This window comes from Kitasatospora sp. NPDC015120 (assembly GCF_043080305.1).
In the GTDB taxonomy this organism is placed as follows: domain Bacteria; phylum Actinomycetota; class Actinomycetes; order Streptomycetales; family Streptomycetaceae; genus Kitasatospora.
Genome location: NZ_JBIBVJ010000033.1, coordinates 34662 through 55170 on the forward strand (window position 1 = coordinate 34662; position 20509 = coordinate 55170).

General features: G+C 75.8%; 17 protein-coding genes. 10 read left to right on the forward strand and 7 right to left on the reverse strand.

The genetic code is table 11. The annotated features are described in order from the left end of the window. Positions 1 to 34 precede the first annotated feature (34 nt). From ACF1AK_RS35090 to ACF1AK_RS35115, 6 genes are all read left to right on the forward strand, one after another. Positions 35 to 823 carry an aminotransferase class IV gene (locus ACF1AK_RS35090; protein ID WP_391502885.1) on the forward strand — a complete coding sequence of 263 codons (789 nt, stop codon included), beginning with the start codon at positions 35 to 37 and terminating at the stop codon, positions 821 to 823. Positions 824 to 989: 166 nt separating this feature from the next. Next, positions 990 to 1787 carry an ABC transporter ATP-binding protein gene (locus ACF1AK_RS35095; protein WP_391502886.1) on the forward strand — a complete coding sequence of 266 codons (798 nt, stop codon included), beginning with the start codon at positions 990 to 992 and terminating at the stop codon, positions 1785 to 1787. After that, positions 1784 to 4378 (forward strand): FtsX-like permease family protein, encoded by a 2595-nt coding sequence (locus ACF1AK_RS35100; RefSeq protein ID WP_391502887.1) that lies wholly within the window; start codon positions 1784 to 1786, stop codon positions 4376 to 4378. The genes ACF1AK_RS35095 and ACF1AK_RS35100 overlap by 4 nt, the downstream gene beginning before the upstream one ends. Positions 4379 to 4798: 420 nt before the next feature. Beyond that, a complete protein-coding gene (locus ACF1AK_RS35105; protein WP_391502888.1) occupies positions 4799 to 5419 on the forward strand; it encodes a hypothetical protein in 621 nt (206 codons plus the stop codon). Beyond that, positions 5416 to 7056 (forward strand): multicopper oxidase family protein, encoded by a 1641-nt coding sequence (locus ACF1AK_RS35110; RefSeq protein ID WP_391502889.1) that lies wholly within the window; start codon positions 5416 to 5418, stop codon positions 7054 to 7056. Before ACF1AK_RS35105 ends, ACF1AK_RS35110 begins: the two co-directional genes overlap by 4 nt. A 178-nt stretch (positions 7057 to 7234) precedes the next feature. Then, the gene (locus ACF1AK_RS35115) at positions 7235 to 8596 is read left to right on the forward strand and encodes a DUF2252 domain-containing protein (protein ID WP_391502890.1); all 1362 of its coding nucleotides are present in this window, start codon (positions 7235 to 7237) and stop codon (positions 8594 to 8596) included. Between the two features lie 59 nt (positions 8597 to 8655). Here ACF1AK_RS35115 and ACF1AK_RS35120 read toward each other — a convergent pair whose 3' ends face one another. After that, positions 8656 to 9216, reverse strand: a complete 561-nt coding sequence (locus ACF1AK_RS35120) for a TetR/AcrR family transcriptional regulator (RefSeq protein ID WP_391502891.1) — start codon at positions 9214 to 9216, stop codon at positions 8656 to 8658. A gap of 159 nt (positions 9217 to 9375) precedes the next feature. Here ACF1AK_RS35120 and ACF1AK_RS35125 point away from each other — a divergent pair, with 159 nt between their 5' ends. Continuing rightward, positions 9376 to 9705, forward strand: coding sequence for a hypothetical protein (locus tag ACF1AK_RS35125; RefSeq protein ID WP_391502892.1), 330 nt, complete (start codon positions 9376 to 9378; stop codon positions 9703 to 9705). An 8-nt stretch (positions 9706 to 9713) separates the two neighbouring features. On the opposite strand, the gene ACF1AK_RS35130 is transcribed toward ACF1AK_RS35125, so the two are convergent. The 5 genes from ACF1AK_RS35130 to ACF1AK_RS35150 form a co-directional block, all read right to left on the reverse strand. Further along, on the reverse strand, positions 9714 to 10982 hold the full coding sequence (locus tag ACF1AK_RS35130; protein ID WP_391502893.1) for a Clp protease N-terminal domain-containing protein: 1269 nt from the start codon (positions 10980 to 10982) through the stop codon (positions 9714 to 9716). After that, on the reverse strand, positions 10975 to 12291 hold the full coding sequence (locus ACF1AK_RS35135; protein WP_391502894.1) for a tetratricopeptide repeat protein: 1317 nt from the start codon (positions 12289 to 12291) through the stop codon (positions 10975 to 10977). Before ACF1AK_RS35135 ends, ACF1AK_RS35130 begins: the two co-directional genes overlap by 8 nt. A 1-nt stretch (position 12292) precedes the next feature. Continuing rightward, entirely contained in the window at positions 12293 to 12664 is a 372-nt protein-coding gene (locus ACF1AK_RS35140; protein ID WP_391502895.1) for a hypothetical protein, read from the reverse strand. Between the two features lie 83 nt (positions 12665 to 12747). Next, positions 12748 to 13671 carry a diacylglycerol kinase gene (locus tag ACF1AK_RS35145; RefSeq protein WP_391502896.1) on the reverse strand — a complete coding sequence of 308 codons (924 nt, stop codon included), beginning with the start codon at positions 13669 to 13671 and terminating at the stop codon, positions 12748 to 12750. Beyond that, entirely contained in the window at positions 13668 to 15293 is a 1626-nt protein-coding gene (locus ACF1AK_RS35150) for an FAD-binding oxidoreductase (RefSeq protein WP_391502898.1), read from the reverse strand. The genes ACF1AK_RS35145 and ACF1AK_RS35150 overlap by 4 nt, the downstream gene beginning before the upstream one ends. A gap of 20 nt (positions 15294 to 15313) precedes the next feature. On the opposite strand from ACF1AK_RS35150, the gene ACF1AK_RS35155 reads away from it, so the two are divergent. Continuing rightward, on the forward strand, positions 15314 to 15946 hold the full coding sequence (locus tag ACF1AK_RS35155; RefSeq protein WP_391502899.1) for a TetR/AcrR family transcriptional regulator: 633 nt from the start codon (positions 15314 to 15316) through the stop codon (positions 15944 to 15946). Positions 15947 to 15980: 34 nt separating this feature from the next. Further along, positions 15981 to 17582: a glycerol-3-phosphate dehydrogenase/oxidase gene (locus tag ACF1AK_RS35160; protein ID WP_391502900.1), complete on the forward strand. Its 1602-nt coding sequence runs from the start codon at positions 15981 to 15983 to the stop codon at positions 17580 to 17582. Here the strand turns inward: ACF1AK_RS35160 and ACF1AK_RS35165 are convergent. Continuing rightward, positions 17579 to 17872: a hypothetical protein gene (locus ACF1AK_RS35165; RefSeq protein WP_391502901.1), complete on the reverse strand. Its 294-nt coding sequence runs from the start codon at positions 17870 to 17872 to the stop codon at positions 17579 to 17581. The two genes, ACF1AK_RS35160 and ACF1AK_RS35165, sit on opposite strands and share 4 nt — an antisense overlap. A 369-nt stretch (positions 17873 to 18241) precedes the next feature. Here ACF1AK_RS35165 and ACF1AK_RS35170 point away from each other — a divergent pair. Beyond that, positions 18242 to 20509: DNRLRE domain-containing protein (locus tag ACF1AK_RS35170; protein WP_391502902.1), on the forward strand; the 2268-nt coding region annotated here is incomplete at its 3' end.

Here is a 20509-nt window from a genome sequence, read left to right on the forward strand (position 1 = left end):
ACGGCCCCCGGCCCCCCCTGGGAGACTCGACGCCATGGCAGAGATCGAGATCGACGGCGCCCCCGCCGACCCCGCCCGGCTGGCGGCCCTGGGCCTGCTCAACTACGGGCACTTCACCACCCTGCGCGCCGAGGCCGGCCGCACCCGGGGCCTCGGGCTGCACCTGGACCGGCTGGTCCGGGACTGCCGCACGGTGTTCGGCGCCGGGCTGGACCGCGCGGAGGTCCGCGCCCGGATCCGCCGGGCACTGCCCGCCGACGGCGCGCCGGTGATCGTCCGGGTCACCGTGTTCGACCCGGCGCTCGGCCTGGAGCGCCCCTCCGCCCCCGCCGTGCCGCACCTGCTCGTCACCACCCGCCCGGCACCCGCCGCCGCGCCCGGGCCGCTGCGGGTGCGCACCACCGCGTACCGGCGCGAGCTGCCGGAGGTGAAGCACGTCGGCCTGTTCGGCCTGCTGCACCGGCGGCGGCTCGCCCAGCTCGACGGCTACGACGACGCGCTGCTGCTCGACGGGGCGGGCCGGGTCACCGAGGGCGCCACCTGGAACCTCGCCCTGTACGACGGCGACGCGCTGGTCTGGCCGGACGCCGCCGCGCTGCCGGGCGTCACCGCCGCCCTGCTCGCCGCGGCCCATCCCGGCCCGCAGCGGCGCGAGCCGGTCACCGCGGCCGGCGTCGGCCGCTTCGTGGCGGCCGTCGCCCTCAACGCGGGCGTCGGGGTGCGCCCGCTCGCCGCGATCGACGGCACCGCGCTCGACCCGGCGCACCCGGTCGTCGCCGCCCTGCGCGCCGCCTACGAGGGGGTCGAGCCGGAGCCGATCTGACCCGGGGGCGCCCGGCCGGGAACGCGCGCCCTGGCGCCACCCGGAGAGCGGGCGGGGGGATAACCCCACCCCCGTTCCGGCAGCGGACCGGATGGTCCGGCGCCCCGCGTCTTCCTAGCCTGGAACACGTCGACGACCAGCGACGATCCACGAAGGAAGGCCCCTCATGGCACCCCGCCGTTCCCGCCCCCAGCCCGAGCCGACCGGGCGCCCCGCCGCCCACGCCGCGATCGAGCTGCGTGGTGTCCGGCGCAGCTACGGGCGGGGCGGCGAGACCGTGCACGCCCTGCGCGGCATCGACCTGGCGCTCGACCGCGGCACCTTCACCGCCGTGATGGGGCCGTCGGGCTCCGGCAAGAGCACCTTCCTGCAGTGCGCGGCCGGCCTGGACCGCCCGACCGGGGGCGAGGTGTACCTGGGCGGCGAGGAGATCACCCGGCTGAGCGAGGACCGGCTCACCAGGCTGCGCCGCAACCGGATCGGCTTCGTCTTCCAGTCCTTCAACCTGCTGCCCTCGCTGACGGTGCTGCAGAACGTGCTGCTCCCGCAGCGCCTCGCCGGGGAGCGCCAGGACCGCGCCCGCGCGAAGGAGCTGCTCGCCCAGGTCGGCCTCGCCGACCTCGGCCGCAGGCGCCCCGGGGAGCTGTCGGGCGGTCAGCAGCAGCGCGTGGCGATCGCCCGCGCGCTGATCACCGCCCCGGACGTGCTGTTCGCGGACGAGCCGACCGGCGCGCTGGACACCACGACCGCCCACGAGGTGCTGGGCCTGCTGCGCCGTGTGGTGGACACCATGGGCGCCACCGTCGTCATGGTGACCCACGACCCGGTGGCCGCCTCGTTCGCCGACCGCGTGCTCTTCCTGGCCGACGGCGCGCTCGCCGACGAGCTGTACCACCCGGACCCGCAGACGATCGCCGACCGGATGGTCCGGCTGACCGCGCGCCGGCTGGGGGCTGCGGCATGAGCAACGGACTCGCCCGGGCCTCGGTGCGCTTCCGCCCGGCCTCCTTCATCGGCACCTTCGTCGCGCTGCTGTTCGGCGCCGCCGTGATCACGGCCTGCGGCACGCTGCTGCAGACCGGCATCACCGCCTCCGTGCCGTCCGTGCGCTACGGCGGGACGCCCGTCGTGGTGGCCGCCGACCCGAACGTCAGCATCACCTACAAGACGAACGACGAGTCCGACACCCACGAGCAGCCGCTGTCCGAGCGGGCCCGGGTGGACGCGGGGCTGGTGGCCAGGATCGCCGCACAGCCCGGCGTCGCCGCCGCCCGCCCGGACACCGCCTTCCCGCTGCAGGGCGGAGCGCCGAACGCCCCCCAGGGCACGGCCGGAGCGCTCCCCGGCCTCACCGGCCGCGGCTTCGCCGCGCTCGGCATCGCCGGCCCGCAGGACAAGCTGGTCGAGGGCCGCGCCCCCGGCGCGGGGGAGGTCGTGCTGGACGCCGACACGGCGCGCGCCGCCCACCTCGCGCCGGGCGCCACCGTGGCGCTGACCGCCCCCGGCGGCGGCGGCACCTACCGGGTCTCCGGCCTCGCCGCCGCCCAGCAGGCGGGCCCCACCGCCTGGTTCGCCGACGACCGCGCCGACCGCCTCTCCGGCCACCCCGGCCGGGTCGACGCGATCGCCGTCCAGCCCCGCGAGGGCGTGGACCGCAAGGCCCTGACCGCGCAGGTGAAGCAGGCCGTCGGCGGCGCCGCCGAGGTGCTGACCGGCAAGGGCCGCGGTGTCGTCGAGCAGCCCCTGCTGAACGAGGCGAAGGTGATGCTGATCGCGATCGGCGGCTCCTTCGGCGGCACGGCCACCATGACCGCGGTGTTCGTGGTGATCTCCACCGTCGCCCTGGCCGTCGGCCAGCGCTCGCGTGAGTTCGCCCTGCTGCGCGCCGTCGGCGCCACCCCGCGCCAGATCCGCCGCACCATCGCCACCGAGGCGATGCTGGTCGCGCCGCTCGCCGCCGCGCTCGGCGTCCTGCCCGGGGTGGGCCTGGCCCGCTGGTGGTTCGACGGGATGGTGGAGCGCGGCGTCGTCCCGGCGGACGTCGAGCTGTCGGTCGGCCCGCTGCCGATGCTGGTCGCCGTCGCGGCGTGCACGCTCGCCGCGCTGACCGCGGGCTTCTTCGCCGCCCGCCGCCCCTCGAAGATGCGGGCGAGCCAGGCGCTCGGCGCGGCCGCCGTCGAACCGGCCCGGCTGGGCGTCGTCCGCACCGTCCTGGGCGTGGTCTTCGCGGCCGGCGGCGTGGTGCTGGCCGGCGTCGCCGCCGGCCTGGACGGCGAGAACGCCGCCAACACCGCGCTCGGCGTGGTGATGTCCTTCCTGGTCGCGGTCGCCCTGCTGGGCCCCTGGGTGGCCCGCGCCGCGGCCTGGGCGCTCGGCCTGCCGCTGCGGGCGGGCGGTGCGCCCGGCTCGCTGGCGGCCGACAACACCCGCGCCAACGCCCGCCGGCTGGCCTCCGCGATCACGCCGATCGTGATGGTCACCGCCTTCTGCGGCACCCTGCTGTTCATGCAGAGCACCATCCGGCACGAGACCGGCGAGCAGGTGCGCACCGGCATCACCGCCGACCACGTGCTCGGCTCCACCGGCCCCGGTCTGCCCGTCGCCGTCCCGGGGACGGACGGCGCGCCCGCCGCGGCCGGCGTCGTCGAGCGGGCGGCCAAGGTGCCCGGCGTGGACGCGGCGGTCGGCGTGCTGCGCACCGGCGTCGTCTACCGGACCGGCGACCAGCTGCTCTCCGCCACCGCGCTCGGCATCACCGGCGACCCGTCCCGGCTGCCCAAGGTGCTCGACCTCGGGGTGCGGGCCGGCTCGCTGGACGGCCTGGGCCGCGCCACCGACACCGTCGCGCTCTCCGCCGACCTGGCCTCGGCGCTGGGCGTCGAGGTCGGCGAGCGCGTCCCGTTCTGGCTCGGTGACGGCACGGCGACGAAGCCGCTGCTGGTCGCCACCTACGAGCGCGGACTCGGCTTCGGCCAGGTGCTGCTGCCCCGGGCGGCGGTCGCGGAGCACGTCACCGCCGCCTTCGACAGCCAGGTGCTGGTCGCGGACGCCCCCGGCGCCGACCGGGCCGCGGTCGCCGCGGGCCTGTCCGGCCTCGGTGTTCCCGGTCTGACGGTGACCGACCGGGCGGGCTTCGCGGCGCAGTCCGACAAGTCGCAGGAGATGGGCGCCTGGGCGAACACGGTGATGGCCGGTGTGCTGGGCGGGTTCGCCGCCGTCACGGCCGCCAACACCCTCGTCATGACGGTGCTGGACCGGCGCCGCGAGGTGGCGCTGCTCCGGCTGGCCGGCACCACCCGGCGCCAGGTGCGCCACATGATGCGCTGGGAGGCGCTGCTGGTGGCCGCGGCCGGTCTGGGCGTGGGCTCGGTGATCGCCTGGCTGACGCTGGTCCCGGTCACCCGGGGCCTCACCGGCGCGACGCCGTTCGTTCCGGTCGGGACGGCGCTGCCGCTGGCCGCCGGCGCGGTGGTGCTCTGCCTGGCCGCGACGGCCCTGCCGGCCCGGGCCCTGCTGGGCTCCAGCCCGGTCGCCGCGAGCGGCGGGAAGCAGTAGCCGACCGGCAACGGCACCGGTGGGGGAGCACGGGGAAAGGGCGGGGCGGATCATCGGACCGGGCCCCGGTCCACCGGCGGGCGACGGGGGTGCCGCCGGTGGACCGGGGCCCTTCCGTGCTCCGGGCCGGGGCTCCCGGAGCACACCGGGGGCGTGGACGGGCGGTGCGCGCGGGGGCGGCGCACCGCCCGTTCGGGTGACAAAGCCGCGCTGAACAGACGGGAGAGCGGGGTCGTCGGCCGGAAAGCGGCGTCCCCGCACCGATAGTGAGGGGTGATCAGCCGCGTGCGCGGCCGCGCCCGGAGCCGGTGCCGCGTGCCCGCGGCGGCTGTCCCGCCCACACCCCCGCGCCGAGCGCGTCCGGCATGCCCGCCCGGCGGGCCCCGGCCTCGCGGCGCGCCCGGCAGAGAGAAGGCCGAGTTGAGCAGTCCCCCGGTGACCCGCACGCCCCGCCTGCCGCTGTTCCCCCCGGCACGTACGCCGGACGGTCCGCCGGCGCCCCGGGCGGTCCGCCTGCCGCGGCTCCTGCTGCGGGGCACCGCGACGGCCTCGGCCGCGCTGGTGCTGGCCGGGACGGTGCTGGCCGCGGGCTTCCTGAACGGCCACTACGAGGCGTTGCGGGCGCACGAGGTCGCCGCGATGGCCCTGGGCGGCGTGCTGGTCCTCCAGCTGCCGGCGGCCGCGCTGGTGCGCCGGGCCGCCGGGCCGGCGGGGGAGCGCGGGCCGTGGTGGCCGCTGGTGGTGGCGGTGCTGCTGCTGGCGGCGGCCGGGGCGCAGACCTGGACGGGCTACGAGCGGTCGGTCGGCGTGCACGTGACGCTGGGCGTGCTGCTGGTCAGCGCACACCTGTTCGGCCTGGTCGGCGCCTGGCGGCTGCCGCTGACCTCGCCCGCAGCGTCGCCGTCGCCGTCGGGAACGGGAACAGGAACGGGAAGAGGTACAGGAACAGGAACAGGGACGGAGGACGGGTCCGGACGGCTGCCCCGGCCCTCCGGCACGGCGGCCGGCACCGGGAGCGGCCCGGTGGAGGTGGCCCCGTGAACCGCCGCCGCTTCCTCGGCGCCGGCGCGGCCGTGCTCGGCGCCGGTGCCCTCGGCGCCTTCGCCGTCCCCGCGGCCGCCCGGCTGCTGGCCGAGGGGCGGCCCGGACGGCTGCTGAGCAGTGAGGTCCCGCTGCCGGAGCCGTTCGAGGTCCCGCTCCCGGTGCCGGCCGTGCTCGCCCCGGTCCGCACCGACGGCACCGCGGACTACTACGAGATCACCCAGCGGGTCGCCCGGCTGGAGATCCTGCCCGGCGTGCACACCGAGGCCTGGACGTACGGGGGCACCTACCCGGGCCCCACCCTGTCCGTCCGCTCCGGCCGCCGGACGGTGGTGAGCCACCGCAACGAACTGCCGGTGCCCTCGGTGGTCCACCTGCACGGCGGCCACACCCCGGCGGACAGCGACGGCTACCCGGTGGACCTGCTGCTCCCGGTCGGCTCGTCCGCCGACCACGCCACCGCCCACGCGCTGGCGGGCATGGCGGGCATGGCGGGCATGGCCGGGACGGAGGGGATGAAGGGGATGAAGACGATGCGCGGATCGGCCGGCCGGGCCACCCGCGACGCCGTCCGGACCGTCATCGGCACCCGCGACTACACCTATCCGGGCCACCAGCGCGCCGCCACCCTCTGGTACCACGACCACCGGATGGGCTTCACCGGCCCCGCCATCTGGCGCGGGTTGACCGGCTTCCACCTCGTCCGCGACGACGAGGAGGACGCCCTGCCGCTGCCGCGCGGCGAGCGCGAGCTCCCGCTGATGCTCGCCGACCGCGCCTTCGCCGCCGACGGCTCCTTCGCCTACCCCGCCACCGACCCCGACCTCGCCGTCCCGGGCGTCACCGACGACTACATGAACGGCGTCCTCGGTGACGTCATCCTGGTCAACGGCGCCCCCTGGCCGCGCGCCGAGGTGGACCGGGCCCGCTACCGGCTGCGCCTGGTCAACGCCTCCAACGCCCGCCTCTACCGGCTGGAACTCGACCCGCAGCCGCCCGGCGGTGACGCGCTCGTCCAGATCGGCGGCGACGGCGGGCTGCTGGAGGAGCCGGTCGCGCACGACGCGGTCGAGATCGCGCCGGCCGAGCGCTTCGACCTGGTGGTGGACTTCTCCCGCTACCCGCCCGGCACCGCCGTGCGGCTGATGAACCGCTTCGGCGCCGGGCGGACCGAGGAGGTGATGCTGTTCGAGGTCGGCTCGCGCCCGGTGAACGACGATCCACCGTTGCCCGAGCGGCTCTGCACCCTCGAACGGCTCGACCCCGAGGCCGCCGTCGCCACCCGGGTCTTCGGCTTCCGCCGCGGCCGCGACGGCAACTGGACCATCAACAACCGGCTCTACCAGCCCGGCCGCGCGCTGGCCGCCCCGGAGCTCGGCAGCACCGAGATCTGGCGGTTCTTCAGCGACGTCCACCACCCGGTCCACGTGCACCTGAACGCCTTCCAGGTGCTGTCGCGCAACGGCGGCGACCCGGGCCCCTACGACGAGGGCTGGAAGGACACCGTGGACCTGCGGCCGGCGGAGGCGGTGGAGGTGCTGGTGCGGTTCACCGACTACCCGGGGTCCTACATGCTGCACTGCCACAACCTGGAGCACGAGGACATGGCGATGATGGCGGACTTCACCGTGGAGTGACGCGGGCCGCGCGCCTGTGCACGCATGCACTCGATTCACCCGTCCGGCGCAGCGCGGGCGGGCGTCCCGGACGTCCGCCCGCGCTCCGACGTGCCGTCCCCCGGCGGCTGCCCTAGCGTCGCGGGGAAGGAAGCCGCGCCCGCCCCGGCCCGCCGGAGCGCACGTCGAGGAGCTGCGCATGACCAGTCCGACCGAACGCCGCCGGCTCGGCCGGGCCGCCCGCGAGCTCATCCCGCGTTCCGCCCACGGCCGCTGGATCGCCGCCGCCGACCGGCCCGATCCGCTCACCGTCCTGGCCGGGCAGTCCCAGCACAGGCTTCCCGACCTCGTCCCGATCCGCTACGGGCGGATGGCCGAATCGCCGTTCGCCTATCTGCGCGGGGCCGCCGCCGTGATGGCCGCCGACCTCGCGGCCGTCCCCGAGACCGGCCTCACCGTCCAGCTCTGCGGCGACGCCCACCTGTTGAACTTCGGCGTGTACGCCTCCCCGGAGCGGGCGCTGCTCTTCGACGCCAACGACTTCGACGAGACCTACCCCGGCCCCTTCGAGTGGGACCTCAAGCGGCTCGCCGCCAGCGTCACCGTCGCCGCCCGCGACAACGGGCACGGCGACGACCGTGCCCGCCGGGCCGCCCTCACCGCCGCCCGGGGCTACGCCGCCGCCATGCGCCGCCTCGCCGCGCTGGGCGAACTCGACGTCTGGTACGCCCGGATCGACGCCGACGACCTCCTCCCGCTGGTCCGCAAGCGCAGCCGTCGCAGGCGCGTCGAGGCCGGTCTCGACAAGGCCCGCCGCCGCACCAGCCTCCAGGCCTTCGACAAGCTCACCGAGCGGGGCGAGGACGGCCGGCGCCGGATCGTCAGCGACCCGCCGCTGCTCGAACCTCTCCCGCGCGACGAACTGCGCCGGGTCGGCAAGATCTTCGGCGACTACCGGGCCACCCTCCCCGAGGACCGCCGCGTCCTGCTCGACCGCTACCGGCTGGCCGACGTCGCCCGCACGGTGGTCGGCGTCGGCAGCGTCGGCACCCGCTGCTTCGTCCTCCTGCTGGAGGGCCGCGACGAGCGCGATCCGCTGTTCCTGCAGCTCAAGGAGGCTGGGCGGTCCGTCCTGGAGCCGTACCTGCCCGCCGGCCGGCCGGGTGGCGAGGCGCCGGTGGTGCACGGCGGGCACCGCGTGGTCACCGGCCAGCGCCTGCTCCAGGCCGCCAGCGACATCTTCCTCGGCTGGACCACCGGCCCGGCCGGCCGGCACTTCTACGGCCGGCAGCTGCGCGACATGAAGGGCTCCGCCGACGTCGCCGGCATGGCCCCCGGTGACCTGCGCGCCTACGCGGACCTCTGCGGACGCGCCCTGGCCCGTGCGCACGCCCGCTCCGGTGACCGGATCGCCATCGCCGGCTACCTCGGCCGCTCGGACACCTTCGCCGAGGCCGTCGCCGACTTCGCCGTCCAGTACGCCGACCGCACCCTCGCCGACCACGCCGCGCTGGTGGCGGCGATCGACAACGGCCTGCTGGAGGCCCGCCGGGGGGTCTGAGGGCGCCGGGCCCCCGAGGCCATGGCTCCCCGACGCCGTGACGGGCCGACGGCCGCCGGCTACCGCAGCAGCCAGTCCCTGGTCCGCTCCATCACCTCGGCCCGGCTGCGCCCCTCGTGGCCGACGTCGACGAGGTGGTACCCGATCCGCAGCGTGAACGACACGAAGGCGCGCACCTCCACGTCCTCCGGGTCCGGGCAGAACGCCCCGTACAGCGACCGCAGGTAGGCCATCCGCCGGTCGTCGACCCGTCGCAGCCGCCCGGCCACCGCCTCGTCCCGGCGTGCCCACTCACGGATCGCCAGGTCGACCGCCATCCCGGTCCCCGGCCCCTGCCCGGGCGTCGCGGCGATGGCGAACAGCCGCCCCAGCCGCGTCCGGGCGTCCCCGCCCTCGCCCTCGACCCGTTCGATGACGTCGTCGGTGACCGTGTGCTCCCAGGTGTCCAGCATCTCGGCGAGCAGCGCCTCGCGGTTGCGGAAGTGCCCGTAGAAGCCGCCCTTGGTCACCCCGAGCGCCTGCGCCAGCACCTCGACCCGCACCGCCTCCGGCCCGCCCTCGGCGAGCGCCCGCAGCCCCTCCTCCACCCACCGCCCCCGCGGCGTCCGCGTCACACCCATGCGGCCCACCGTACCGAAGCGGCCGTCCGGGGCCGGACGCGGCCGAGGCTGCGGGCCCGGCCCGCCAGGAGCGGAAGCAGGAGCGGAGACGGGAGCAGGAGCGGAGGCGGAAACAGGAGCGGAGGCGGGAGTGTCAGTGGCCCGTGCCAGGATCGGGCCATGTTGGAGATCACGGTGCGGACGGAGAACGACGAGACCCACCCGCGGCCCGGCGCCGAGGCGTTGGCGGGGCTGGTCCGGCGGATCGGGGAGCGCAAGGACCGTTTCCTGGTGGTCGGGCGGCTGCCCGACGAGCCGGGCGTCTATGTGCAGGTGTGGCACGAGGAGGGCGGCGAGTACACCCTGGAGTACCGGGACGGCGGACCGGACCGGCACTTCCAGGTGCTCCTCGACGAGCCCGAGCCGGTGATCGCGGCGATGACCGCCTGGGCGAGGCGTGAGCCCGGGTGGGGCGAGGGTTTCGCCTGGGAGGCGCTGGAGCTGGGGTAGCGGCGGGGTCAGCTCATCGACCAGACGAACGGGTCGTGGGGGACGGGCAGGTGGAGGGGGACGGCCGCGTGGGCGGTGTGCTCGACCACGGTCCGGGTGACCGCGGGGGAGCCCTGCGACTGCCCGGGCCCGGAGCGGACGCTCGCGGCCGACTCGTCGAGCAGGTCGACGGCCGCGCCGGGAAGGGCCTGCCCGGGCAGGAAGTCGCGGGCCAGCCGGGCGGCGGTCTCCAGGGCCTCGTCCGTGATCTCCACGCCGTGGTGCTCGACCAGCCGGTGCCGGGCGTGGCGCAGGATCTCCAGCACCTCGCCCGGCGCCGGTTCGGTCACCGCCACCAGCTGGATCGCGCGGTCGAGCGCGGAGCCGCGCTCCCAGCGCCGGAATTCCTCGCTGGTGGCGGTGGCGACGACGGAGACGCCCGCCCGGCCGAAGACCGGCCGCAGGAACGCCAGCGCCTCGACGACGCCCTCGCGCGTCCGCACCGTCGCGAGGGCGTTGTCGAGGAACAGGACGAGGTCCGTCGCCTCCATGAGGTTGCCCACCAGCTCGGCCATCAGCTCGGTGAACCGGCCGTGGTGCTGCGGGTCGGCGAACAGGGCGCCCACGTCGAGGAGCCGGACGGTCCTCCCGAGGAAGTCCGCGGGCGCCCGGCCCAGGGCGATGGCCTCGGCCAGCCCGATCACCACGCTCGTCCTGCCGACACCCGGCTCGCCCACCAGCAGCGCGACGTTGCGGGTGTGCCGGCGCAGCACCCGCATCACCTGCTCGATCTCCGGGCGCCGCCCGTGGACGGTCTCGCCCCGGACGGCGGCGGTGAGGTCCCGGCCGAGCGAGGCGAGCACCGTGGGACGGGCCGCGGGCTGGGCGGCGAGGAATTCGATCCTCGGCCGGGTGAGGCCGAAATGGGCCAGCACCTCGGCGGCGCCCTCGACGGGGCGTCGGACGGCGAGCTCCCGCAGCAGGTCCGTGACGCGGACCAGCCCGTCGGGGTGCTCGACCGCCTTGCGGCGGCACGCTTGGAAGACCGACTCGGCGCCCGGGGAGTACCCGACGATGGGGCCGTGGTGCGTACCGCGGCCGATGCGGTTCTCGACCTCCTGGCGGACGGCCCCGGGGTCGACACCACCCGCGATCAGGACGCTGCAGGCGTCTCCCTCCTCGTCGAGGAGGCCCAGGAGGAGGTGGGGGGTGTCGATCCGCCCGTGACCGCGAGCGGCCGCCTGGGCGCCCGCCAGGAGGACGGCCCTGCGCACGCGGTCGTCGAAGTCCTCAAACACCTCGTCCGCCTCCTTCCAGTGCCGCCAGGTCCTTCCGGGCCCGCACCGTGTGCGGGTGCTTCGCGCCCAGCACCCTCTCCCGCTCCGCGATCACCTGCCGCAGCAGTGCCGCCGCCTCGGCCTCGGCGCCGGTCAGGGCGAGGTTGCGGGCGAGCATGTGGCGCGTCCGCAGGGTGTCCACGTGTTCGCCGCCCATGACGCGGCTGCGGTCGGCGAGCAGGATCCGCAGCAGGGCGACCGCCTCCGCGCGCCGGCCGGACTCGCCGAGGTTGACGGCGAGGAACTGGCGGGTGTGCAGGGTGTCCGGGTGGTCCCCGCCGTGCAGCCGGGCGTAGGCCTCGGGGAGGGGGCGCAGCAGGCGGACGGCCTGCGCCGGGTCGCCGGCGCCGCCGAGGCAGTGGGCGAGGTTGCGCAGCGAGCGCAGGGTGTCCGGATGGTCCTGGCCGAGGATGCGGGTCTGCTCCGCGAGGACCGCGCGCAGGGCCTCGGCGGCGCCCGCCCAGTCGCCCTGGAGGGCCTGCTGGTCGGCCGCGGCCTGCCGGTTGCGCAGGTCGGGGGCGGCGGTGGCGGCGAAGGCCCGGTTCAGGGCGAGTGCGGTCTGGTCGGCGTTCTCGGTGCCCCGGTTGCGCGGGACGGGCAGGTGCTCGGCGCGCATGGCGGCGGCCAGCCGCCGGTAGAGCTCCACGACGGTCAGCTCCTCCGGGCCGCCGGGGACGCCCTCGCGCAGCAGCCGCAGCAGCCGCCCGGAGAACGCGGTGTACTCCTCGCCGGGCGGGGCGAGGGCGACCTGGTCGCGCGGGGCGGAGGCGAGCACGTAGGTGCCCGCGACTTCGAGCCGGTCGACGGTGTCGCGGCCGCCGGCCATGGTGTCGTTGACGGCGCGGCCGGAGAAGCAGCAGTCCAGCACGATGATCTTGGTGGCGGCGCGGCTGTCGAGCACGGTCGCACGCAGCTTGTCGTACTCGACGGAGTTGAACTCCGGTGCCTCGTACTCGCTGTAGGGCAGCGCGAGGTAGAGGTCGTGCCGGCGCCCGCCGACCAGCCCGTGCCCGGTGAAGTACACCAGCAGCAGGTCCTCGGCCGCGCTGGCGGCGTCCCGCAGGGTCCGGCCGACCCGGGACAGGTCGGTGTCGTTCAGCAGGACCTTGCAGTGCTCCTCGGGGACGATGCCGTGCACGGGGTCGGTGAACTGGGCGGCGAGGTCGGTCACGGTGCGCCGGACCGCCGGGAGGGCCGGCAGGTCCGGGTCCGTGTAGTCGCTCGCGCCGACGAGCACGATCCGTGAACGCTGGGGATCGGGGAGCGGCACGTCAGCCCTGCTCGGGGGCGGACTCGTCCGGCTCCGCCAGCGCCGTGCGCAGGAGCGCCTCCAGTTCCCCGGCGTGCACCCGCTTGGCGTCGAGCTCCACCGTGGCGCCGCCCGGGCGGCGGATCCTCAGCCGGACGTCGCTGCGCCGGGGCTGCGCGAACCACGCCCGCAGCGAGGAGGCGAGCACCGAGAGGCCGCCGCCGGCTCCGAGGGCGACGGAGACGGTGTCCAGCACCGCCCCCATCTCCCCGGGCCGCGGCGCCCGCCCGGTCAGGACGACGCCCCGCAGCCCGGGCTCCCCCCGGAGCCAGTCGGTCAGCGACTCGGCCTCCGCGACGGTCTCCCCACCGGTCACGGAAATGTGCACGTCCACGAATGCCCCCACAAGCCCTGGTAACGCACGGAGTTGAGGGCGGCAGTTTACCGATGCGGATTCTACCGCGGTGCTGATCCCCGTCAGGGGGCCGGGGCGAGGAGGTGGAGGGCGGCCGGGACGGCGGTGACCTCGACCGGGAGGCGGCCCATGAACTCGCCGTCGGCGTAGGCGGTGATGCCGGGGGAGGACAGCCGCAGCGCGGGGGTGCGGTGGGTGGTGACCTCGGGGTGGTGGACGTGGGTGCCCTTCAGCAGGGTGGGGAAGAACCGGGCGACCCGGAGGCGGGGCATGGCGTCGACGAGGGTGACGTCGAGGAGGCCGTCGGCGGGGTCGGCGTCGGGGCAGATGAGCATGCCGCCGCCGTAGCTGCTGGTGTTGCCGACGGCGGCGAGGGTGAGGTCGCGGTCGATCTCGGTGCCGTCGGCGAGGGTGATCCGGAACGGCAGCGGGCGGAGGTTGGCGAACTCGACGGCGATGGCGAGGTGGTAGCGCAGCCGGCCGCGCGGCCGGCGCAGGCGGTTGGTGCGGTCGCTGACGAGGGAGTCGAAGCCGCTGGCGAGGACGGAGCCGAACCAGCGGGTGGTGCCGTCGGCGGCGGTGATCCGGCCGAGGTCGACGGTGCGGGTGTGGCCGGCGGCGATGACGTCGGCGGCGGCCTCCGGGGCGTTGCGGGGCAGCCCGTGGGCGCGGGCGTGGTCGTTGCCGGTGCCGGCCGGCACGACGCCGAGGGGGACGGCGGTGCCGGCGACGGCCTGGAGGCCGAGGTTGATCATGCCGTCGCCGCCGACCACGACCAGGGCGTCGCACGCGCCCGGGCCGTCGCCGTGGACGGCGGCCCGGGCGAGGGCGAGCGAGTCGGCGGCGGAGTCGCCCGCCCGGGCGTCCACGGCGATGCCGAGGGCGCGCAGCCGGGCGGCGGCGCGGCGGGCCGCCGGTTCGGCGTGGCCGGCCGCCGCGGGGTTGGTGAGGAGAACGACGCGGGCGATGGTTCTCCGGCCGGTCATGGGATCAGCTTGCCCGGGTTGAGGATGCCGGCCGGGTCGAGCTCGGCCTTGACGGCGCGCAGGACGCGCACGCCCAGGTCGCCGATCTCGGCGGCCATCCACGGGCGGTGGTCGGTGCCGACGGCGTGGTGGTGGGTGATGGTGCCGCCGGAGCGGACGATGGCGTCGCAGGCGGCCCGCTTGGCGGCGGCCCAGCGCTCCAGCGGCTCCTCGCCGAGCGCGGCGACCACGGTGAAGTAGAGCGACGCCCCGGTCGGGTAGACGTGCGAGACGTGGCACAGCACCAGGGAGCCGGGGAGCGCCTCGGTGATCGCGGCGGTGACGGCGAACCGCAGGGCCGGCAGCTGCTGCCAGCTGGTGGCGGTCTCCAGCGTCTCGCACAGCGCCCCCGCGTCGAGCAGCGAGTCGCGCAGGTAGGGGGCGTTGAACCGGCCGTGCTCCCAGGCCCGGGCGGGCGCCTCGCCGAGCGGGCTGCCGCCGGCGGCGAGCAGGACGGCGCGGGTGAGCCGGTGGCGGGCGGCGACCTGCTCGGCGCCGCCCTCGAAGACGGTGACGGCCAGGCAGCCGGTCACCGCGGGCTCGCCGCCGATCTTCTCGGTCATGGCGAGGTTGATCATCGTCTCGGCCTCGTCGGAGAGCCGGATGACGGTCGGGCCGGTGCCCTGCTGCTCGACGGCGCGCAGCGCGGCGGTGCCGGTGGTGAAGTCGGGGAACGACCAGGCCTCGTACGCCTTGACGGCGGGCACGGGGTGGATGCGCACCCGCACGGCGGTGATCACGCCGAGGGTGCCCTCCGAGCCGAGGAACAGCTCGCGCAGGTCGGGCCCGGCGGCGGAGGCGGGGGCGCGGCCGAGGTCCAGCACGCCCGCCGGGGTGACCACGCGCAGGCCGCGCACCATCTCGTCGAACCGCCCGTGGCCGGCCGAGTTCTGCCCGGAGGAGCGGGTGGCCGCGAAGCCGCCGATGGTGGCGAAGCGGAAGCTCTGCGGGTAGTGGCCGAGTTCGAAGCCGTGCTCGGCGAGCAGCGCCTCGGCGGCCGGGCCGGTGAGGCCGGCGCCGAGCAGCGCCTCGCCGGAGGTCGCGTCGAGGTCGAGCAGCCGGTCGAGGCGGCGCAGGTCGAGTGAGACGACGGCGGCGAAGGCGCCGCGCTCGGGCTCCAGTCCGCCGACGACGCTCGTCCCGCCGCCGAACGGCACGACGGCGATGCGGCGTTCGGCGCAGACGGCGAGCAGTGCGGCGATCTCGTCCTCGTCGCCGGGCAGCACCACGGCGTCGGGCGCGTCCTGCGGCTCGCGCGAGCGGCGGCGCAGCAGGTCGGGGGTGGACTTGCCGCCGGCCCGGGGGAGGCGGTCGGCGTCGGCGGTACTGACGTGGGCCTCGCCGACGACGGCGGCGAGTGCCGCGAGGTCGTCGGGGGAGAGGGCGCAGGGCCGCAGCACGACCTCCGAGGCGTCCGGGCCGGGGGCGGCGTCGCCGGTGACGCCGAGGGCGGCGGCGAGCAGGCCCTTGATGTCGGCGGACAGCTCCTTGGCGAGAGCCGGGTCGCCCCAGGCGTCCCACTTCATCGGGGGGAGCGGCAGGGCGGCCGCACCGGCCGGCGCCGCTTGCTTCTCGGGGGTCATGCGTTACAGTTTTACACATCATGTCAAGTAGTAACGAGGGCTCCGAGGGGCCCGAGAGCCCCGGACGGCCCGCCGTGCCGCCGTCCGCCGCGCCGCGCGGAACCGATGACGCGATCCTCGACGCCGCCGCCGAGCTGATCGTGCAACTCGGCGTGGGGCGCACCCAGTTGGCCGAGATCGCGCGCCGCGCCGGGGTGAGCCGGCCGACCGTCTACCGGCGCTGGCCGGACGTCCGGGCGGTGATCGGCGCGCTGCTCACCCGCGAGATCGGCGCCACCCGGGACGCCGTGCGGCTCGGCGGCGCCGACCGGGCCGCGTTCGTCGAGGGCGTCGTCGAGGTGGCGGTCCGGCTGCGCGACCACCCGGTGCTCGGCGCGCTGCTGCGCTCCGCCGACTCCGACACCCTCTTCGAGTACGTGGTCGAGCGCCTCGGCACCAGCCAGCGCGGGCTGCTGGAGGCGCTGCGGACCGGCATCGTCCAGGGGCAGCACCACGGTTCGATCCGGGCCGGCGAGCCGGTCGAGCTCGCCGCGATGGTGCTGCTGATCGCCCAGTCCACCGTCCAGTCGCACCGCATGGTGGCGGCCCTGCTGCCCGAGGCGGCCTGGCGCCGCGAGCTCGCCCGGGCCCTGGACGGCTACCTCGCGCCGTGAACCCGCCGACACCGAGCCGCCACGGAGGCCGCAGATGACCACCCCCGCCGGGCCCTTCGCCGGGACCGCCCGACTCACCGCCCGCCGCCGGGAGCTGGAGCTGGACGCGCTCGCCTCCGGGCCGTCGGTCGACCTGCTGGTGATCGGCGGCGGCGTGACCGGCGCGGGCGTCGCGCTGGACGCGGCCGCCCGCGGGCTCTCGGTGGCGCTGGCCGAGGCGCGCGACCTCGCGTTCGGGACCAGCCGGTGGAGCTCCAAGCTCGTCCACGGCGGTCTGCGCTACCTCGCCTCCGGGCGGATCGGGGTGGCCCGGGAGAGCGCCGTCGAGCGCGGCGTGCTGATGACCCGCACCGCCCCGCACCTGGTCCGCCCGCTGCCCCAACTGGTCCCGCTGCTGGAGGGGTTGATGAGGCCCGGGCAGGCCGCGCTGGTCCGGGCGGGCTTCCACGCGGGCGACGCGCTGCGGCTGAGCGCCGGCACCCCGGGCCGGCTGCTGCCGCGCGTGCGCAGGGTGGGCGCGGACCGGGCCCGCGCCCTGGTGCCGGGCCTGCGCGGAGCCGGGCTGTCCGGCGCCCTGGTCGCGCACGACGGCCAACTCGTCGACGACGCCCGGCTGGTGGTGGCGCTGGCCCGGACGGCGGCGCAGTACGGGGTGTCCGTGCTGACCCGGGTGCGCGCCGAGCAGGTGACCGGGTCGGGCGCCCGGCTCACCGACGCCCTGACCGGTGAATCGTTCCTGCTCGGCGCCCGCGCGGTGGTCAACGCCACCGGCGTGTGGGCGGGCGAGGTGGACCCCTCCATCCGGCTGCGCCCCAGCCGGGGCACCCACCTGCTGGTCGACGCGGCCGCGCTCGGCCGGCCCTCCGCCGCGCTCACCGTGCCCGTCCCCGGCTCCACCAGCCGCTTCGTCTTCGCGCTGCCGCAGCAGCTCGGCCGGGTGGCGATCGGCCTCACCGACGAGGACGCGCCCGGCCCCGTCCCGGACGAGCCGCAGCCCACCGAGGCCGAGCTCGACTTCCTGCTCGACACCGTGAACGCCGCCCTGGAGACGGCGCTGACCAGGGCCGACGTGCGCGGCGCCTACGCCGGACTGCGCCCGCTGATCGACACCGGCGACGGCGCCACCGCCGACCTCTCCCGGCAGCACGCCGTACTGGAGTCCCCGGACGGCGTGATCACCGTGGTCGGCGGCAAGCTGACCACCTACCGCCGGATGGCCGAGGACGCCGTGGACACCGCCGTCCGGCTGCGCGAACTGCCCGCCCGCGCCTGCTGGACGGCCCGGCTGCCGCTGGTCGGCGCGCCCGGCCACCGCGACAGCCGCCCGGCGCCGGAGGGCGAGGTGGCGGCCTCGCTGCTCGCCCGGCACGGCGGCGCGGCGCGCGAGGTGCTGGCGGTGGGGGAGGAGCGGCTGGGCGCCGGCTACGGCGCGCCGGTCGCGGAGGGGATCGACGTCGGCCGGGCCGAGATCGCGTACGCGCTCACCCACGAGGGCGCGCTGGACGTCGAGGACGTGCTGCACCGGCGCACCAGGATCGGCCTCGTCCCGGCGGACGCCGACCGGGCGCGCGCGGCCGTCGAGGAGATCGCGGCGAAGGTCCAGGGCGGAGGTTCGGGGCGGGGGTCGAGGGCCTAGCGTTCCGTGCGCTCCGGCATCGGGTGCACGGCCCCGCCGGACTCCAGCGCGCAGCTGAGCGGCCGCTCGGGCACGCCCGTGCGCTCCAGCCGGACGGCCACCTGCTGCGGCGGCTCCCCGGGGAGCTGGGCGGCGAGTGTCAGCGGGTACACCCCGTGACCGTGCACCCGGTGGAAGGCCACCTCCTTGCCGTCCACCAGCAGCTCGGTCTCGGTGATCCAGCCGGACCTGACGTTCACCGTGACGGAGTGTGCTCCCCGGTCGAGGTGGAAGCTGTGCCGCCGGCGCATGAGGACCTCCCGCGAATCCCCGTCCCGTGGGCCCCCCTCCGGGAAGCCCCGGACAACGGCCAGTCTACGGCGCGGGAGCGGGCGATTCCTGATATCTCGGGGCGAACGGCGGAAATGGTCCGACCGGCGCGAATGCGGATGAATCGCCACCTAATTACGGGACGTGGGTGATCCGTTACTCGATTGTCATCCTGATTGGTTCCTGGGCGTTCGCTGAAGATGAGAGGTTGTCTTCCGGTTCCGAAACGGAACCGTCTGAATGTGTGCCATTTTTCCGAGAGAGTCTTGATGTCACGACGCTCCCTGGCCTCGCCCGGTTCCACCGGCGGGGCCTTTTCGATGCGCTGGATACGCCGGATATCCACGGTATTGACACTCGGTCTGCTGGTGCAGACCGGTGTCGTCGCCGATGCCCTGGCGTCCAATCAGTCCGCCGAGGTGCCGGTGCCCCCGGCCGCCCCGGCCGCGCCCTCCACGGAGGCGCCCGACGAGGCGTCGGCCCTGCTGGCGGCCCGCCTCCAGGGCCGCCGGATCGAGGTCACCAAGGCCCGCACCGAGTTCGTCACCCTGTGGGCGAACCCGGACGGGACGCTGACCTCCGAGCGCTCCACCGGTCCGCTGCGGATGAAGGTCGGCGACGCCTGGGTGCCGGTCGACACCACCCTGGTGCAGACGCCGGACGGCAAGGTCGCGCCCAAGGCGCACCCGGAGGGCCTGGTCTTCGAGGGCGGCGACGCCGGTGTGACGGTGGGTGACAGCCTGCCGGGCGCCACGACGCCCACCGCGACGCCCACCGAGCACGCCTCCCGCAGCGCCGCCCGCACCGCGGCCCCGGCCGGCCCGGACGCCGGTCCGACGGCAACCCCGGACGCCGGCCCGACGGCCGCTCCGACGGCGACGCCGGACGCTACCCCGGCCGCGCCCGCCGCCACCCCGACGGCGGCCCCGACGGCCACCCCGGCCGCGCCCGCCGCCACCCCGACGGCGACCCCGACGGTCGCCCCCGCGGCCCCCGCGGCCCCCGCGGCCAAGCCGGCCGAGCGCCCGCTGGTCACGATCGGCTCCGGTGACCAGCAGCTCTCCTTCGGCTGGCTCGGCAAGCTGCCCAAACCCAAGCTGGAGGGCAAGAAGGCGACCTACGTCGACGCCCGCCCCGGCGTCGACCTCGTCCTCCAGGCGACCCGGACCGGCTTCGAGCAGTTCCTGATCGTGAAGGACCGTTCCGCCGTCTCCCAGACCGGCACGATCACGATCCCGCTCGACACCACCGGCCTCACCGTCGCTCCCCAGCCGGACGGTTCGATCCAGCTGCTGGAGAAGGTCTCCGGCAAGCAGACCGTGAAGATCCCCGCCCCCGTGATGTGGGACGCGGTGGTCGACCAGGCCTCGCAGGAGCACCTCAACCGGGCCCCGGTGACCATGGAGGTGCGCGGTCAGGGCGCGGACACCGAGCTGGTGTTCACCCCGGACGCGGCGTTCCTGGCCGATGCGAGGACCAGCTACCCGGTCACCATCGACCCGGTCGTCGACGTCGTCACCACCTTCGACACCTACATCCAGAACAACGAGAACACCGACAACTCGTCGGCCGATCTCCTGAAGCTGGGCAGCTACGACGGTTCGACCAAGGCTCGTTCGTTCCTGACGATCCCCGGTGGCGACTTCAACGGCAAGCAGATCCAGAGCGCCACGCTCAACCTGTACAACTTCCACTCCTCCTCCTGCATCGCGAAGCAGTGGGAGGTCTGGAACGCGCTGGGCGCGGCCGGGTGGATGCGGTGGAACAACATGCCGCAGGGCGAGACCCTCTGGGCGACGTCCAACGACACCTATGACAACGACGGCGGCGACACCCACACCTGCACCGCCGGTGACGGCTCGGTGTGGGCGAAGGCCGACGTCACCGGGATGATCCGGCACTTCGCCCAGTTCGGCTACCGCGACTACGGCTTCCTGCTGAAGGCGGCGGACGAGAACAGCAGCCTCTCCTGGAAGAAGTTCGACTCCGCCGAGGGCGACTTCCCGCCGTACATCTCCGTCACCTACAACACCGTCCCGGCGACCCCGGCCACCGTCCAGGTGCTGCCGTCGCAGCCGGGCAGCCCGGTCTACACCCCGGACGCCAACCCGCGTTTCCAGGTGCAGGCCGCCGACGTCGACGGTGACGCGCTCACGGTCTACCTGGACCTGTGGCGCGGCGACACGTTCATCGGCAGCATCGCCAGGCCCACCCCGAACGGCGCCATCGCCACCGTCCGCCCGTCCGACTACGGCATCGCCAAGCTCGACGAGGGCGTGCAGTACTCGATCTGGGCGATGCTCGACGACGGCAAGTCCCGCTCCGGCTGGGTCGGGACCCACCTGATCGCCGACACCGTCAAGCCGGGTGCGCCGTTCGTCACCTCCGCCGACTACCCGTCGGACGGGCTGTGGCACGGCGCGGCCAACCAGGCCGGCTCGTTCACCTTCACCCCGGCCTCGGGCACCGGTGACCTGGTCGCCTACGTCTACACGCTGGACGGCGGCACCCCGGTCACCGTCAACGCCACCGCGGCGCTGACCACGTCGATCACCCCGACCACCGAGGGCCGGCGCGTGCTCAGCGTGCAGGCCAAGGACCGTGCGGGGAACCTGTCC

What these genes read in the sequence shown, in the direction of transcription:
- ACF1AK_RS35165 (WP_391502901.1), bottom strand. Translation starts at nt 17,872, where the DNA reads ATGCGCCGGCGGCACAGCTTCCACCTCGACCGGGGAGCACACTCCGTC.
- ACF1AK_RS35120 (WP_391502891.1), bottom strand. Translation starts at nt 9,216, where the DNA reads ATGGGTGTGACGCGGACGCCGCGGGGGCGGTGGGTGGAGGAGGGGCTG.
- ACF1AK_RS35160 (WP_391502900.1), top strand. Translation starts at nt 15,981, where the DNA reads ATGACCACCCCCGCCGGGCCCTTCGCCGGGACCGCCCGACTCACCGCC.
- ACF1AK_RS35155 (WP_391502899.1), top strand. Translation starts at nt 15,314, where the DNA reads ATGTCAAGTAGTAACGAGGGCTCCGAGGGGCCCGAGAGCCCCGGACGG.
- ACF1AK_RS35145 (WP_391502896.1), bottom strand. Translation starts at nt 13,671, where the DNA reads ATGACCGGCCGGAGAACCATCGCCCGCGTCGTTCTCCTCACCAACCCC.
- ACF1AK_RS35100 (WP_391502887.1), top strand. Translation starts at nt 1,784, where the DNA reads ATGAGCAACGGACTCGCCCGGGCCTCGGTGCGCTTCCGCCCGGCCTCC.
- ACF1AK_RS35150 (WP_391502898.1), bottom strand. Translation starts at nt 15,293, where the DNA reads ATGACCCCCGAGAAGCAAGCGGCGCCGGCCGGTGCGGCCGCCCTGCCG.
- ACF1AK_RS35090 (WP_391502885.1), top strand. Translation starts at nt 35, where the DNA reads ATGGCAGAGATCGAGATCGACGGCGCCCCCGCCGACCCCGCCCGGCTG.
- ACF1AK_RS35125 (WP_391502892.1), top strand. Translation starts at nt 9,376, where the DNA reads ATGTTGGAGATCACGGTGCGGACGGAGAACGACGAGACCCACCCGCGG.
- ACF1AK_RS35115 (WP_391502890.1), top strand. Translation starts at nt 7,235, where the DNA reads ATGACCAGTCCGACCGAACGCCGCCGGCTCGGCCGGGCCGCCCGCGAG.
- ACF1AK_RS35095 (WP_391502886.1), top strand. Translation starts at nt 990, where the DNA reads ATGGCACCCCGCCGTTCCCGCCCCCAGCCCGAGCCGACCGGGCGCCCC.